The following is a 14,331-nucleotide window of genomic DNA, read 5'->3' on the forward strand; positions in this document are numbered from 1 at the left end:
ACTCGTTATTGACCCAATGGGCATATCCCGTCTGTGCGCAGCAATAAACCGCCACGACAATTACCTCACTCTATCACACGCGTGTGTGCTGGTGTGTGCTGCTGTCAACGTCTCTCATACCATTCTATCACCGTCAACAGAACAGACGTACGCACACCCTGCGACAACGGTCTTGACAAAATCGCTTTAACGTACCATGTAAGCATAGATTACTACCATCAGGAGGAAACCAGATGAAAAATTTGCTCATGCTTGCGTTTGTCGCTGTTACGCTGCTGTTTAGCCGCACCGCCTTTGCCGAACTGACCAGACTGACTGACAATGTCTATGCCTATGTGGGCGTCAAGGACGCCTCCCCCGCCCACAGCTTTGCGGCCAACGCCGGGATCATCATCGGCCGTGACGGCGTGCTGGTGGTGGACACGCTCATCTCCGCCAAAGAAGGGGAGCGTTTCCTGGCCGATATCCGCACGGTCACGAACAAGCCGATCAAGTACGTGGTCAACACCCACACCCACCTGGACCACGCCCTGGGCAACTGCGTCTTTGCCAAACTGGGGGCCACGGTGATCTCCCAGGAGGCCGACCGGCAGTCGCTCGCCAGCCAGGGGGCCGGGATCCTGAAGAACGCCGGCAACTACGGCCTGAAGCCGGAGGATATGGCCGGCACCGAGATCAGCGTGCCGACGCTGGGCTTCAGCGAGCAGATGATCATCGACCTGGGGGGTGAAGAGGTGCGCTTGATCCGTACCGCCCCCTCCCATACCGCCGGCAGCCTGGTGGTCTTTCTCCCGGCCAAGAAGCTGCTCTTCAGCGGCGATATCCTCTTCACCGACTTTCACCCCTATCTGGCTGATGGCGATTTCAAAGGCTGGACAACAACCATCGACAACCTGCTGAGCATGGACGTGGAACGGATCGTACCGGGCCATGGGCCGCTCTCCGGCAAGAAGGATCTGCGGGAGATGCGCGCGTATCTGCTGCTGTTCGACAGCAAGGCGCGCGAGCTGGCAGCCACGTCTCAGGATGCGGACGCGATCGCTGCCCAGCTGCTGAAGATCCTGCCGAAACGCGCCATGGCCGAATGGATGGTCGCTTTCAATGTGAAGAGCAGGTATCTGGGGAAGAAATAAATTCACGTCACCACAGGAGCCATTGATACTCGCCATAAACTACGCCGCCCGGAACAGGGAATTTCCGAGACGGAGGCCAGGGAACGGCTGTATTGAAAACATCACCGTTCCCTATATTTTTTTGATTTGGTAACTCCTTGACGCCGCCGGCACTGCGGGTGTATCAAGTGTGAGAAATTATGATGGTGTGTCGGGTAACACCTGCATATATCACATTCCACGAAGAGGAGGCGTATCATGAAATCAGTATGCACGTTTCTCGCTGCACTGTTGGTACTGTTTGGGCTGCAGTGTCCTGTTGATGCTGAAGAAATAAGGGTCGGCGGTGGAGGCGCCGCTCTAGACGGTGTTATCAAGCCGCTCAAGGAACCGTTTGAGAAAGCATCCGGAATCACCATCAAACTGCTGTACAGTAATGACATCCTTTCTTACAAGAATCTTCTGGCCGGCACTGTAGATGCATCCACATTCGGCGGAAGTTTTGATGAATTTGAAATCCTGGTGAAAAAAAACGGCGCGGCATTTTCAAAGCAGGGTGATTTTTCGGTAGCACAGATCGGGAAAGCCCGTATCCACACGATCGTACACAAGAACAATCCCGTAAAGAGCCTGAGCAAAGAGCAGCTCAACGGTATTTTCACAGGCAGGACAAACAATTGGAAGGAAGTCGGTGGAAATAACGCGCCAATTCTTGTGGTGTTATCCCAGACCAATATCGCAACAAACAATGCCTTCCAAAAAGCGGTGCTGGACGGCAAGCCGCTGCTCAGTGAGTTTCTTGACGCCAGTTCCTTTAAGGACATAACGAACAGTGTTTCCAGCAACCCTGACGCGATAGCCTTCGGCCCGCGCTCGCTATTGGATGGCACGGTAAAAGATGTTGAGATTCCGGGTTATTTCCGCCCGATCAATTTGCTGACGAAAGGAATGCCTTCCGCATCAATGAAAAAGCTGATTGATTTTATCGCTGCCGAAGGCGGCAAGTATATTAAAGAGTGATGTAACCAAGGGATTAATACGGTGACCTGCAACAGGGAACGGCTGCTTTATTGAAATAGCAGCCGTTTCCTGCTAAATATGCAACTAAAAATCCTCAACGGAGCTTTACTTCGATATTACCCCCGCCAGCTGACCATTGCCTCTTTCCTCGTCGGCAGCCGGTGATACGCGTATTGCGGATAACCGATCATCAATGCACCACAGCAGGCGTGACCCTCCGGCAGGGCCAGCGCCTGCTGCAATGCAGGAACCTGGGCTGCCGCCATCATGAAAAACCCGGCCCAGCAGGCGCCAAGGCCGACAGTCGGCGCGGCCAGATCCAGGAAAGTCAGCGCAGCAGTGCAGTCCACCTGGGCCAGAGGATATGAGGTAGGAGCATGGGCAATCACAAGCGCCGGCGCACCCCGCAGCACCGGGTCTTTTCCCGCTTCCCAGGCAGCCACGGAGCGCTCCAGCCGGTAGGCCTTCGCCAGGGGATGCCCTTCCTTGATCAGATAGCGGAGCATGCCGATGATCATGGCACCCATGGCATGCAGCTGCTCCCGCGAATCGACCACCAGCCACTGCACCTGCTGGCTGTTGGAGCCGGTCGGCGCATAATGGGCCAGGTCGATCAATGCGGCCAGCTTCTCCCGCTCCACCGCTTTATCCTGATAGGTGCGAATCGAGCGGCGTGACCGGAAAAACTGCTCCGCCTGCCCACTGCCAAGCGCCAGCTCCACCTTCAGCGGCGGACAATCCTCCACCCGCATATCATCCAGTGACAGCGCGCCATGGGGACAGACGGCAACGCAATGGCCGCAGGTGATGCAGAGGTCCTCCAGCCCCGCCACCAGACCGGGCACCGCACCGTCCTTCATTTCAATGATACTCATCGGGCAAACCGCCGTGCAAATGCCGTCATGCCGGCATTTCTCCTGATCAACGTTGATTTGACTCATGTTATACCTCCGTGGCATAGTATGCAGCGTGCAAAAGGGATGATTCGATACGAGCACAATACATACAGGAGTATCGTCCTGCTTTCAATACCCCTCTGCCCCGGATGAACTGAATACGTGAGTTAACGATGAGGTGAAAAATGTTTGAGAAGCGTAGCAACGCAGGTTACCGGCTGGTGTTGGAGGGCATCGAACAGAAGACCCTGGTGCATGGCGACAGGACCCTGATGGTGGAGTTCCGGCTGCAGAAAGGGGCCGCCCTGCCCCTGCACTCCCATCCCCACGAGCAGACCGGGTATCTGGTCAAGGGCCGGATCCGGCTGACCATCGGCACGGATGTCCATGAGGTGCTGCCGGGGGATAGCTGGTGCATTCCGGGTGATATGCCCCACTGCGCCGAGATCATCGAGGAATCGACCGCTGTGGAGGTCTTCTCTCCGGTGCGGGAGGAGTACCTGCCGGCTTGAAGCTCTGAGGCTTCGAGCAGGACAATCAGGTTGCTTGTATCAGGTCACGTACATGGTTATGATCAGTTGCCATGCAAATCCAAATATCAAACGAGGATCGTATGTACCCTGAAACGGATGACATAAACGAATATCTGGTTTCCGACAGCATTGTTGACTGGCAGACTCCGGCTGTCCGGCAGAAGGCTCTGGAACTGACACAGACACTATCTGATGAGGTTGCCAAAGCCCGCTGCTTGTACGAATGGGTGCGAGACACCATTCCCCACTCCAACGATGCCGACCACGAGATGGTAACCTGCACGGCCAGCGCCGTGCTCCTCCACGGCACCGGGATCTGCTTTGCCAAAAGCCACCTCCTGGCCGCCCTGCTCCGGGCGGTCACGATCCCGGCCGGTTTCTGCTACCAGGTACTGCGGCTGGATCCCCCGGTCGATAATGAGCCGGTTTTGCACGGTTTTAACGCCATCTACCTCGCGACCCTCGACAAATGGATCCGGGTCGATGCGCGGGGCAATACCAACGGGATCAATGCCCAGTTCAGCATCCGGAAAGAGCAGCTCGCCTTTGCCATGGATCCGTTGGCCGATGAGTTCATCTATGAAACGATTTTCGCGGCACCGGCAAGCTGTGTGGTCGACAAGCTGAAACGATACAGGACCAGAAGCGAATTGTGGCTGGATCTGCCCCAGTCCCTGTAGCGGGAGGGAAGGGTCAGCGCATATCTGTTTCAAGGGACGTCATTTTATCAGATCCGACAGTAGTTGCCCGCCGACGCCGATATTGTCCCGCTCCAGTTCGTTGATCAGTACGATGAATTTTTCCGGCGGGATCCCGGTGATTTCACTGGCATCCCGTGTCAGGGTCTGCACCAGTTGCTCCTTTTTCTCCCGCGTCAATGCTGCCATATCCAGGGTAATTACCGGCATGTCTGACTCCTTTACTCCTTAATTCCGGTTATCTGCTCACACCATCGTGGCGCAAAATACCTCCGTTCGCATCTCAGGTCAAGACCTGTTGTGCTTCCTGCCTGGCAGCAGAAATTTGTGTTGAGCATCAAGTTGCGTCCCGTAACATTTCCCCTTGACACTACTAGACCGATTGGTCTATTTTTCTGAAATGGAAAAGAAAGATACACGCAGCGAAATCATCCGCATCGGTACCGACCTGATCTCCCGCCAGGGGTTCAACGCCACCGGCATAGACTCGGTGCTGAAGGAAGCAGCCGTCCCCAAGGGCTCGTTCTACCATTACTTCAAAAGCAAAGAGGATTTTGGCCTGGCGGTGATTGACCGCTTTGTCCAGAGCTTCGAACAACGACTCGATACGTTCCTGAACGATGAAGAGGTAACGCCGCTTAACCGCATCCGCAACTTCCTGGAAACCGGCCTGGCACGGGTAAGCCAGAACCAGTGCACCAAGGGGTGCCTGATCGGCAACCTGGGGCAGGAGATGGCCGACCAGAACGAGCTCTTTCGCGCCCGACTGGATGGGGTGCTCAACCTGTGGAAGGTGCGCTTTGCCGCCTGCCTGGCAGAGGCGCAGCTGCGGGGTGAGCTGTCGCAGGCCTTGGACGCGCAGCAGTTGGCAGGCTTCATCATCTCCGGCTGGGAAGGGGCGATCCTGCGCGCCAAGGTGATGAAATCGCCCCAGCCGATGCTTGATTTCATCGAAGTGCTATTTGCCACAACGCTGCGCTGATTTTTTGCACCAGATACCAGACGACTGGTCTAATTCAAACTATCAAAACGAAGGAGGGAGCATGAAGATTGTCAGCCTGCTGGGAAGCCCCCGCACAGAGGGGAACAGTTCCACTATCGCCCGCCATTTCCTGAAAACTGCACAAAACATTGGGGCGGAGACCACAACGTTCGAGCTGAACCGGCTCACCTATCGCGGCTGTCAGGGGTGCTATGCCTGCAAGACCAAGCTCGACAGGTGCGTTCTCAACGACGGCCTGACCGAGGTCCTGGCGGCGGTTCAAGCAGCGGATGTTGTGCTGTTCGCCTCGCCGGTCTATTACGGTGAAATATCCAGCCAGCTCAAGGGGTTCATGGATCGCACTTTTTCCTACCTGGTTCCCGATTACCGCACCAACCCGCAGCCGAGTCGCCTGACGCCGAAGAAGATGGTCTTCGTGCAGACCCAGGGGCACCCGGATGCAGCCATGTTTGCCGACATCTTTCCGCGCTATGAAGGGTTTCTGAAATGGATGGGCTTCAGTGATGCCCGACTGATCCGCGCTTGCGGCATCGGCCCCGGAAATATTGACGCGGTCCCCGAACAGATCCTGAAGCTGGCCGAGGATACGGCGCGGCACCTGATGTCATAACATGTCAATCTGGAGATGAGAATGGAATCACAGATCCGTAACGAGATAGTCCGCTTCGTCCACGAAAGCCCGCTCAACCGCTTTCCAGAGGGCAATGAACCCTATTTCGACGAACCGCTGGTCGGTTTTGCCGCTGCCGACGATCCGCTCTTTACCGACTACAAGGCCATCATCGGCGCCTTTCATCAGACACCGCAGGAGGTTATGGCGAGCGCCCTGGGTGCGGACCGGCGGGCGGCCTCCGTGATCAGCTGGATCCTGCCGATCACGCGGCCAACCCGGGAGAGCAACCGCCGGGAGGGACAGTATCCATCCCAGGCATGGACCCGGACCCGCTTTTTCGGCGAGCAGCTGAACGGTGCGCTGCGGCGGCACCTCGTCGCCTGGCTGGAGGAGCGGGGGCAACAGGCGGTCGCTCCCCAGTTTGCCGCAAGTTGGAAAGAGTATGCCGACACGCCGGTCGGCATCGCCTCGACCTGGTCGGAGCGCCATGCCGCCTATGCCGCCGGCCTGGGCACCTTCAGCCTGAACGATGCCCTGATCACACCCAAGGGTATCGCCCATCGCTGCGGCAGCGTGATCACCGACCTGCAACTGGCTCCAAACGAACGCCCCTACCCCCATCACCGCCACAACTGCCTCTTCTTCCGCGACGGCAGCTGCGGCCTCTGCATCGCCCGCTGTCCGGTGGGGGCTCTGTCACGGGACGGGCACGACAAGACCAGCTGCAGCCGGTATGTCTATAAAACCGTTGTCGATGCGGTCGGGGAACGCTTCGGCACGCCACAGACCGGCTGCGGCCTTTGCCAGACCAGGGTGCCGTGCGAAGGCGGCATACCGGGAGGCACTCAACAAAAGTAATTGCGAACAACATATCCGACTGCAACGGAGGGAATGTCATGGAAACATTGGAAGCGATCAGAACCAGAAGAAGCGTGCGCAGATTTTCGGATCAGCCGGTGGAGCCGGAAAAACTCCAGGCGGTTCTGGAGGCGGTGCAGCAGGCCCCGTCCTGGTCGAACAGGCAGTGCTGGCACCTGGTGGTCGTGCAGGATCAGGAGGTGCGCAACACCATCAGCGAGCTTTCCTTTGTGGAGTCGTTCTTTGCCACCTACGGGTACACAACCAACCCGGCCCAGAAGGGACTGGCCCAGGCGCCGGTCGTGATCGTGGCGTGTGCGGACCCGCTCCAGTCAGGCGATCTTCGCGGCGAGCAGTATTTCATGGCAGATATGGGGATTGCCACGCAGAACCTGATGCTGGCGGCCCATGATCAAGGGCTCGGCAGCGTCTTTGTCGGCGTGTTCGACGAAGAACAGCTTAAAAAACTGCTGAACATCCCCGCCGATATCCGGATTGTGGGCCTGTTCCCGCTCGGCTATCCCGCCGGTGACGCCAAGGGTGGCCCGCCCCGCAAGCCGCTGAGCGAATTTGTCCATTACAGGACGTGGCAGTCGTAGGTGGTGTCATGAACAAGGCCGAACGGCTGTTTCAACTGGTGATGCTGCTCCGCTCCCGGCGCACCGCCATGACAGCGGAGGCGATGGCGAAAATCATGGGTGTTTCGGTGCGCACCGTGTACCGGGACGTGCAGTCCCTCTCCCTGTCCGGTGTACCGATTGAAGGCGAGCCGGGGGTCGGATACGTGATCCGTGCCGCCAATCACCTGCCACCGCTCATCTTCACCCCCGATGAATTGCAGGCATTGCTCGTGGGAAACCGCATGGTGCAGGCGTTTACCGACCTGGAACTGGCGCCGTTGAGTTGATTGAATTCCTGAAGCAGGCGTTCAAGGCCCGTGTAAAATAGCGCATCATGATACCCAATGGAGCTCTCGCTCATGCCGAGGTAATAATCGGTGACTCCGTCATCATGCTGGGCGAGCCGATGGGGGGAGAGTGCGTGCCGATGCCTGGCGCGTTCTATCTGTATCTGGAGGACATGGAAGCCGCCTACAAACGCGCCATGGAAGCCGGGGCGACGTCCACGATGGAGCCGGCCGACCAGTTCTGGGGCGACCGACTGGCAGCGGTGAAAGACCGGTTCGGCAACATCTGGAACCTGGCAACGCATGTTGAGGATGTATCGGCAGAGGAGTTGCAGCGGCGCATGGCGGCGCGCTTCGCTCAATAAGGCACTACGCCTTGAACGCCTGATGTAATGGTGTCGTGTCTCCAGCATTTGTATCCAAACACTGGAGACACGACCAGCTGTACACTATCTGACAAATGCGTAGATGGCTGCATGCAGCACAAGCGACCGCAGACGGAGGAACCAATGGATAGTCATTCAACACTCACCCGCTGCGCCTGGGCCGGCAGCGACCCGCTCTACCAGGCCTATCATGACCAGGAATGGGGCGTGCCGGTCCACGACGACCGAACACTGTTCGAATTCCTGACCCTGGAGGGCGCCCAGGCCGGGCTCTCCTGGATCACGATCCTGCGCAAGCGAGCGGCCTACCGGGATGCCTTTGCCGGATTCGATCCGGCCGTAGTGGCGGCCTTTGACGAGGCCCGCCAGGCCGAGTTGCTGACCAACGCCGGCATCGTCCGCAACCGGCTCAAGATCGCCTCCACCATCAGCAATGCCCGCGCCTTTCTGCAGGTACAGGCGGAGTTCGGATCCTTCGACGCCTATCAATGGCGCTTCGTAGATGGCATGCCAATTCAGAACTCCTGGCGCAGCATGGCGGAGGTTCCGGCCAGCACCCCGCTGTCGGATGCCTTGAGCCGCGACCTGAAGCAGCGCGGCTTCCGCTTCGTCGGCACGACCATCTGCTATGCTCACATGCAGGCAATCGGCATGGTCAATGATCATACGGTGGATTGCTTTCGCTGGCGGGAGTTGGCGTCGTGATTTCCGGAGTGGCTGTCTGAAGGAAGCTGACCGTCCTGTCGCACGTCCCCAAACAAAAGAGCCCCCGCATCTCTGCAGGGGCTCTTTGTTATTCACATCAGCCCGTCCATCTGCTGGACGGGCAATCTACTGCATCCCTCTTTACAGTGAGATACAGGACGAATACGAAATCTATCGGTCCACATTGGCGTACCCTCCTTTCAAAAAATCAGGCAAATACACTGAACGTACTGCCACTCTCACCCGTTTCACCTCGTTGAACCTGCTTCGGCTCAACCTTCTCCGCCCCCCGGCTTTCCTTGGCTTCCGTACTTGGTGAAGGAGCTTTCAATTGCGTTGTCTGGGGCGGAACATATACCTGCGAACTTGAAATACCCGAAATATTCATGAAGAGCTCCTTGCATTCGTTAGTAATTCAAATCTAGTCCTCTTTGAATGCATCCGTCAACATAAAAGACTTGTTTGGTCTTGTTTTGTTATTTCTCTGGTTCGAGATCTCGTAACACCCGAACCGAAGCCGGATCAGTCCTGCTCTACGAGAACTCCGCCCCGGCGCTGACTCTCGCATAAACCGCCCTGCCCCGCCACTATTTCATAAAAAAACAACAACCAACGTAAAATACAAATAAAACGTTGACAATTTATGCACGAAATGATTTTATACAACAAACAGCGTTTGTGTAGTTTAGAACCAGCCGTTCTTTCAATAAAAGTCCACTGTTCAGAATCAGCACCTTCAGCACCTTCTGTCAATTGAAACCAGGTAGCAAAACAATAACCCGCAGCATTGATGTCAGTCGCCACGCAGCACCCAATTGCAAAGGAGAAGAGCCATGCAAACAGCTGTAAATCTCTGGCCGTTAATAGGAGTAGCCGTAATCATTGCCGGTTTTGTCCTGAGGCAAAACCCTGTTATGGTTGTCATCATTGCAGCCATAGTCACCGGCCTCAGCGCCGCGATGCCGATCGAGAAGATTCTCATCTCGCTGGGGACCGGATTCATAAAGACCCGCAATCTGCCACTGATCCTGCTGCTGCCGTTGGGGGTCATCGGACTGCTGGAGCGGTATGGCTTAAAGGAGCAGGCCCAGATCCTGATCGCTAAAATAAAATCAGCCACAGCCGGCCGCCTGTTGATCGTGTATCTGTTCGTACGCGAGATAACAGCTGCCTTGGGCCTGGTGAGTCTGGGCGGCCACCCGCAGATGGTCCGCCCCCTGATAGCGCCGATGGCGGAGGGTGCCACCGAAAACCGCTACGGTGCCATACCGGACAAACTGCTCTATAAGATACGTGCCATGTCAGCGGCGACGGACAATGTCGGACTCTTTTTCGGGGAAGACATCTTCGTCGCCTTTGGCGCGATCGTGCTGATGCAGACCATCCTGCGTGGCTCCGGAATCGAAGTCAACCCGCTACATATGGCCTTGTGGGGGCTGCCCACGGCCATCTGCGCATTCAGCATCCATGCCTTCCGCTTGAGCCGCCTGGATGTGGAGATCGCTCGCGAGCTGGGGACACAGGCCAGTGTAGCCCCGATTGTCTCTGAAACCATCAAAGGAGAAACCGTATGAGCACGACGATCATTCCTCTCGACTATTTCTTTATCCTGCTGGGACTGACGCTGTCGATCATCTCGCTCATGTCGTTCAGGGACAAGGGCAACCCGAAACGCATCGCGACCGGTTCCTTCTGGGCCCTGTATGCCGTGGTGTTTCTGGTCGGTGACCGCTTGCTGCCGCTGGTCGTCGGCATTATCGTGGTTACCATGGCGCTCATCGCCGGACTGGGTGGGGTTTCGCTCGGGAAATACGGGCAATTCACCCCGGAAGAACGCAGCAGCAGCGCCCGAAAGCTGGGAAACCGACTGCTGTATCCCGCACTGATCATACCGTTCACCACCATGATCGGTTCGGTCGTCTTCCAGAAGACCAAAATCGGCGGGATGTTTCTGCTGGATCAAAAGAACTTCACCCTGGTCAGTCTGGGCATCGGCTGTATCCTGGCCCTGATCACCGCCTGCCGCTTCACACGCTCCACCCCGGTCCAGGCCATGCGCGAGGCACGCCGCCTGATTGACTCAATGGGATGGGCAGTCGTACTGCCGCACATGTTGGCCGTTCTGGGACTGCTCTTCATGGATGCCGGCGTCGGCAAGGCGGTGGCACAGGTGACAACAGCGTACATCCCGATGGATTCCCGCTTTGTAGCGGTCGCGGTCTACTGCCTGGGGATGGCCGTATTCACCATGATCATGGGCAACGCCTTTGCCTCGTTCCCGGTTATGGCCGGCGGCGTTGGCATCCCTATTCTGATGGGGGCGTTCCACGGCAACCCGGCTATCGTCGCTGCAATCGGCATGTTTTCCGGGTACTGCGGCACACTGATGACACCCATGGCGGCAAATTTCAATATCGTACCGGCCGCCCTGCTCGACCTGCCGGACAAGAACGGTGTCATCAAGGTCCAGATCCTGACGGCCCTGCCGCTTTTGACCGTCAACATCTTCCTGCTGTATTACCTTATGAATGCATTCTAGGCAGCTGCCAGCAGCGGCGTAATCCTGCACATAAACCTATTTCGGGGTCTCGTAAATGGCTGCCAGGAGCAGCAGATAAAAGGAGAAGGTTGTGGCTAAACATGATGCTGATGGATCGATCTGCCGGATGGACGAGAACTGCACATGGCTTGAAAAGGAGATGCATCCGTACTTTTTTGTCTCGATGAACGACGAACCGGAGGCGCTCACAATCCTGCAGCGGGAAATGGGGACCCTTCACTATAACCACCGCCTGATCCTCGCTGACCGCGAAAAGACGTTCATCCAAGCTGTTGCCAACGCACCCGGCTCCCTGTATGAATCGCTCAGCCGGATGCGTGAGCGGGAGATTTCCTATGCCATGATCTCCCATTCGGACGGTCCCCTGCCGGGCATGACACAGACCCTGGAAATCCAGCGTTTTGAATTCGACCGCAAATCCAATCATGAGGTCCTTAACGGGAAAGGCAACAGTGTCCCCGCTGACATCCGCGAACGGATTTTCACCGATTTCTGCCGGGAATACCCTGACAGCCCAACCACTGACTTTGACAAACTGCTCAGGATCATCTGGCTGAACAACGAAAACTATGTGCGTGTCTCCCCGCCGGCCAGAGTCGCACAGATTCTGAACCTGTTCCAGATGGGCAACCAGGGGGGCGGGCTGCACCTGGACGTGGAGCCGATGGAGCAGGAGACGGAATCCAGGATCCTGTTTGCCGTAGCCAATCCGCCCCAGAAGGACTTTCTCCTGCAGGTCATGGAGGTCTTCAATCGGCTCGGGCTGGCCGTGAACCGGGCCTATTGCCTGACCATATCCAACGGCGTTCACCCCTATTTCCTCGGCACGTTTTACGTGCGCCGGAGGAGCGGCGGCATGCTGGTAAAAAATTCCGCTGACTTCATCCGTTTGCAGGGCGAGCTGTATAACACCCAGATCCTGAATGTCACGTCCCACACCTATCAGGAATTCGTCACCAAGGGTGTCATCACCGGTGAAGACGCCTCCCTGATCAACGCCTTCATCGCCTTCTGCCATACGAACCTGGCCCATAACCAGCCGGACCGTTTCGGCCTCGAAGATGTCAAGAGCGCTTTCTGCTCCCATCCCGAGATCACCCTGCAGCTGACCAGGCTGTTCCGCAGCCGTTTCGATCCCGCCGCCGGCGGCGCTACGGAGACCTATCAGGCCCTGCTGGCCGAGACACAGCAGGTCGTCAGCGAATACAACACCGGTCACCGCTACCTGGATGAGATCCGCCGGGCGATCTTCCGCTGCTGCCTGGCCTTCATACGCAACACCCTCAAGACCAACTTCTTCGTGGTAGTAAAACAGGCCCTCTCTTTCAGGATTGACCCGTCCTACCTGTCCGAGCTCGGTCCCGACTTCACGAGCGACCTGCCGCCGGGGACACCCTTCCGGATCACCTTCTTCTTCAGCAGTTTCGGCTTCGGCTACCACATCGGCTTTTCGGACATCGCCCGTGGTGGCTGGCGCACCGTTATCGCCCGCTCGAACGACGATTTCGTCACCAATTCCAACACCCTCTTCCGGGAGAATTTCGTTCTGGCCTTTACCCAGCACCTGAAGAACAAGGACATCTACGAGGGTGGCTCTAAGATGGTGCTGATCCTGAACGCCGTTGATCTCAAAACCCAGGAACGGGACCAGGAGACCTGGCGTCTGTATAAACTGCAGTACGGCGTCACCAATGCCTTCCTCGATATTTTCGTTACCGAGGACGGCGTGGCCAAAAATGCAGCCGTCATCGATTACTACCGGGAAGACGAAGCGATTGAACTTGGTCCGGACGAGAACATGCACGACAACATGATCGAAACCATCGCCCATATCTCCGCCCGGCGGGGCTATATCCTCGGCAACGGCATCATGTCCAGCAAGCAGGTCGGCATCAACCACAAGGAATACGGCGTCACCTCCCTCGGTGTGGTCACCTTTGCCGAGATCACCATGGCCGAACTGGGCATTGACATGCGCAAAGATCCTTTCTCCGTCAAGCTGACCGGCGGCCCCAACGGCGATGTGGCCGGCAACGCCATGCGGATCCTGCTCGAACGCTCGCCCCGGGTGCAGATCCGCCTGATCCTGGACGGAACCGCGGCGCTGTGTGACATGGCCGGAGCCGACCGCAAGGAACTGGCTCGCATCCTGCTCAACAATGATCTGGATGCCTTTGACCCCAAAAAGCTTCATCCCGGCGGCTTCATGCTCTTCCGCACGGGCAGCCGCAAGGAAGGTTTCCGCGAGCTCTATCGCAAGGTAACCCGGACAGACAAAGAGGTGCAGGAAGAATGGATCTCCGTTGACGAATTCTCACGGGAATTCGGCGAACTCCCCTTCTCCGTACCGGCAGACCTGTTCATCCCGGGCGGCGGCCGGCCGGAAACTATCGACACGCACAACTGGGAACGTTTTCTGCTCCCCGACGGCACACCGTCGTCACAGGTCATCGTCGAGGGGGCCAACTCGTTCATCACCCCCGACGCGCGCATCCATCTGCAGAAAAAAGGTGTCATCATCATGCGGGATGCCTCGGCCAACAAGTGCGGAGTTATCTCATCCTCCTACGAGATCATCGCCAACCTGCTGCTGACGGAAGAGGAATTCCTGGCCAACAAGGAGGAGTACGTGGCCGATGTGCTCCGGATCCTGGAAAAACGGGCCGCCGACGAGGCGCGTCTGATCCTGAAACGGCACCGGGAACAGCCGGCCCTGTTCTGCAGCGAGATTTCCAACTCGATCAGCACGGAGATCAACACCCATTACGCCCGGCTGTTCAGCTTTTTCCAGAAACGTCCGGAAATCTGCCTGGAACCGCTGTTCAAACGGGCCATCATGAGCCATTTGCCGGAATTTCTGAGCGGTACCAGCCGCTACCGGCAGCGGATCAGCAACCTGCCCCGGAAATACCTGTTTGCCATCCTGGCGGCTGAAATCGGTTCGGCCATGGTCTACCGCGGCGATCAGGAAGCGGATTTCGAAGAGTTTGTAAAGGTCTTTCTGAACCGCAACTTTCCGGAAACGTAACCATGATCCGAA

Annotated in this window: 18 protein-coding genes; 14 read left to right on the forward strand and 4 right to left on the reverse strand. The window is 57.2% G+C overall.

What is annotated here, in order from left to right:
• Nucleotides 1–233 precede the first annotated feature (233 nt).
• Both ACOCF6_RS02965 and ACOCF6_RS02970 read left to right on the forward strand, forming a co-directional pair.
• A complete protein-coding gene (locus ACOCF6_RS02965; protein ID WP_482458897.1) occupies nucleotides 234–1,133 on the forward strand; it encodes an MBL fold metallo-hydrolase in 900 nt (299 codons plus the stop codon).
• A gap of 237 nt (nucleotides 1,134–1,370) precedes the next feature.
• The gene (locus tag ACOCF6_RS02970; RefSeq protein ID WP_482458898.1) at nucleotides 1,371–2,132 is read left to right on the forward strand and encodes a substrate-binding domain-containing protein; all 762 of its coding nucleotides are present in this window, start codon (nucleotides 1,371–1,373) and stop codon (nucleotides 2,130–2,132) included.
• A gap of 116 nt (nucleotides 2,133–2,248) precedes the next feature.
• Here the strand turns inward: ACOCF6_RS02970 and ACOCF6_RS02975 are convergent, their stop codons facing one another.
• Nucleotides 2,249–3,073, reverse strand: a complete 825-nt coding sequence (locus ACOCF6_RS02975; RefSeq protein ID WP_482458899.1) for a nitroreductase family protein — start codon at nucleotides 3,071–3,073, stop codon at nucleotides 2,249–2,251.
• 140 nt (nucleotides 3,074–3,213) lie between these two features.
• On the opposite strand from ACOCF6_RS02975, the gene ACOCF6_RS02980 reads away from it, so the two are divergent.
• Together ACOCF6_RS02980 and ACOCF6_RS02985 are read left to right on the forward strand one after the other, a co-directional pair.
• Nucleotides 3,214–3,540, forward strand: a complete 327-nt coding sequence (locus tag ACOCF6_RS02980; RefSeq protein WP_482458900.1) for a cupin domain-containing protein — start codon at nucleotides 3,214–3,216, stop codon at nucleotides 3,538–3,540.
• A gap of 101 nt (nucleotides 3,541–3,641) precedes the next feature.
• Nucleotides 3,642–4,241, forward strand: coding sequence for a transglutaminase-like domain-containing protein (locus ACOCF6_RS02985; RefSeq protein ID WP_482458901.1), 600 nt, complete (start codon nucleotides 3,642–3,644; stop codon nucleotides 4,239–4,241).
• A 39-nt stretch (nucleotides 4,242–4,280) separates the two neighbouring features.
• On the opposite strand, the gene dmpI is transcribed toward ACOCF6_RS02985, so the two are convergent.
• Nucleotides 4,281–4,469 carry a 4-oxalocrotonate tautomerase DmpI gene (gene dmpI / locus ACOCF6_RS02990; protein WP_482458902.1) on the reverse strand — a complete coding sequence of 63 codons (189 nt, stop codon included), beginning with the start codon at nucleotides 4,467–4,469 and terminating at the stop codon, nucleotides 4,281–4,283.
• A 190-nt stretch (nucleotides 4,470–4,659) separates the two neighbouring features.
• Between dmpI and ACOCF6_RS02995 the strand changes: the two genes are divergently transcribed.
• The 7 genes from ACOCF6_RS02995 (at nucleotide 4,660) to ACOCF6_RS03025 (ending at nucleotide 8,731) form a co-directional block, all read left to right on the forward strand.
• Nucleotides 4,660–5,241, forward strand: a complete 582-nt coding sequence (locus ACOCF6_RS02995) for a TetR/AcrR family transcriptional regulator (protein WP_482458903.1) — start codon at nucleotides 4,660–4,662, stop codon at nucleotides 5,239–5,241.
• A 61-nt stretch (nucleotides 5,242–5,302) separates the two neighbouring features.
• Nucleotides 5,303–5,872 carry a flavodoxin family protein gene (locus ACOCF6_RS03000; protein WP_482458904.1) on the forward strand — a complete coding sequence of 190 codons (570 nt, stop codon included), beginning with the start codon at nucleotides 5,303–5,305 and terminating at the stop codon, nucleotides 5,870–5,872.
• 21 nt (nucleotides 5,873–5,893) lie between these two features.
• Complete coding sequence (locus tag ACOCF6_RS03005; RefSeq protein WP_482458905.1) at nucleotides 5,894–6,733, forward strand: epoxyqueuosine reductase; 840 nt, start codon at nucleotides 5,894–5,896, stop codon at nucleotides 6,731–6,733.
• A 38-nt stretch (nucleotides 6,734–6,771) separates the two neighbouring features.
• Complete coding sequence (locus tag ACOCF6_RS03010) at nucleotides 6,772–7,332, forward strand: nitroreductase family protein (RefSeq protein WP_482458906.1); 561 nt, start codon at nucleotides 6,772–6,774, stop codon at nucleotides 7,330–7,332.
• A gap of 8 nt (nucleotides 7,333–7,340) precedes the next feature.
• Nucleotides 7,341–7,640, forward strand: coding sequence for a helix-turn-helix transcriptional regulator (locus ACOCF6_RS03015; RefSeq protein ID WP_482458907.1), 300 nt, complete (start codon nucleotides 7,341–7,343; stop codon nucleotides 7,638–7,640).
• A gap of 47 nt (nucleotides 7,641–7,687) precedes the next feature.
• Nucleotides 7,688–8,005, forward strand: coding sequence for a VOC family protein (locus ACOCF6_RS03020; RefSeq protein ID WP_482458908.1), 318 nt, complete (start codon nucleotides 7,688–7,690; stop codon nucleotides 8,003–8,005).
• A gap of 144 nt (nucleotides 8,006–8,149) precedes the next feature.
• The gene (locus ACOCF6_RS03025) at nucleotides 8,150–8,731 is read left to right on the forward strand and encodes a DNA-3-methyladenine glycosylase I (RefSeq protein ID WP_482458909.1); all 582 of its coding nucleotides are present in this window, start codon (nucleotides 8,150–8,152) and stop codon (nucleotides 8,729–8,731) included.
• A gap of 208 nt (nucleotides 8,732–8,939) precedes the next feature.
• Here ACOCF6_RS03025 and ACOCF6_RS03030 read toward each other — a convergent pair whose 3' ends face one another.
• The gene (locus tag ACOCF6_RS03030) at nucleotides 8,940–9,119 is read right to left on the reverse strand and encodes a hypothetical protein (RefSeq protein WP_482458910.1); all 180 of its coding nucleotides are present in this window, start codon (nucleotides 9,117–9,119) and stop codon (nucleotides 8,940–8,942) included.
• A gap of 134 nt (nucleotides 9,120–9,253) precedes the next feature.
• The gene (locus ACOCF6_RS03035; protein WP_482458911.1) at nucleotides 9,254–9,535 is read right to left on the reverse strand and encodes a hypothetical protein; all 282 of its coding nucleotides are present in this window, start codon (nucleotides 9,533–9,535) and stop codon (nucleotides 9,254–9,256) included.
• 29 nt (nucleotides 9,536–9,564) lie between these two features.
• On the opposite strand from ACOCF6_RS03035, the gene ACOCF6_RS03040 reads away from it, so the two are divergent.
• The 3 genes from ACOCF6_RS03040 (at nucleotide 9,565) to ACOCF6_RS03050 (ending at nucleotide 14,319) form a co-directional block, all read left to right on the forward strand.
• The gene (locus ACOCF6_RS03040; RefSeq protein ID WP_482458912.1) at nucleotides 9,565–10,305 is read left to right on the forward strand and encodes a DUF969 domain-containing protein; all 741 of its coding nucleotides are present in this window, start codon (nucleotides 9,565–9,567) and stop codon (nucleotides 10,303–10,305) included.
• Nucleotides 10,302–11,270, forward strand: coding sequence for a DUF979 domain-containing protein (locus ACOCF6_RS03045; RefSeq protein ID WP_482458913.1), 969 nt, complete (start codon nucleotides 10,302–10,304; stop codon nucleotides 11,268–11,270). Before ACOCF6_RS03040 ends, ACOCF6_RS03045 begins: the two co-directional genes overlap by 4 nt.
• 127 nt (nucleotides 11,271–11,397) lie before the next feature.
• On the forward strand, nucleotides 11,398–14,319 hold the full coding sequence (locus tag ACOCF6_RS03050) for an NAD-glutamate dehydrogenase domain-containing protein (RefSeq protein ID WP_482463256.1): 2,922 nt from the start codon (nucleotides 11,398–11,400) through the stop codon (nucleotides 14,317–14,319).
• Nucleotides 14,320–14,331 lie beyond the last annotated feature (12 nt).

This window comes from Geobacter psychrophilus, assembly GCF_056821595.1.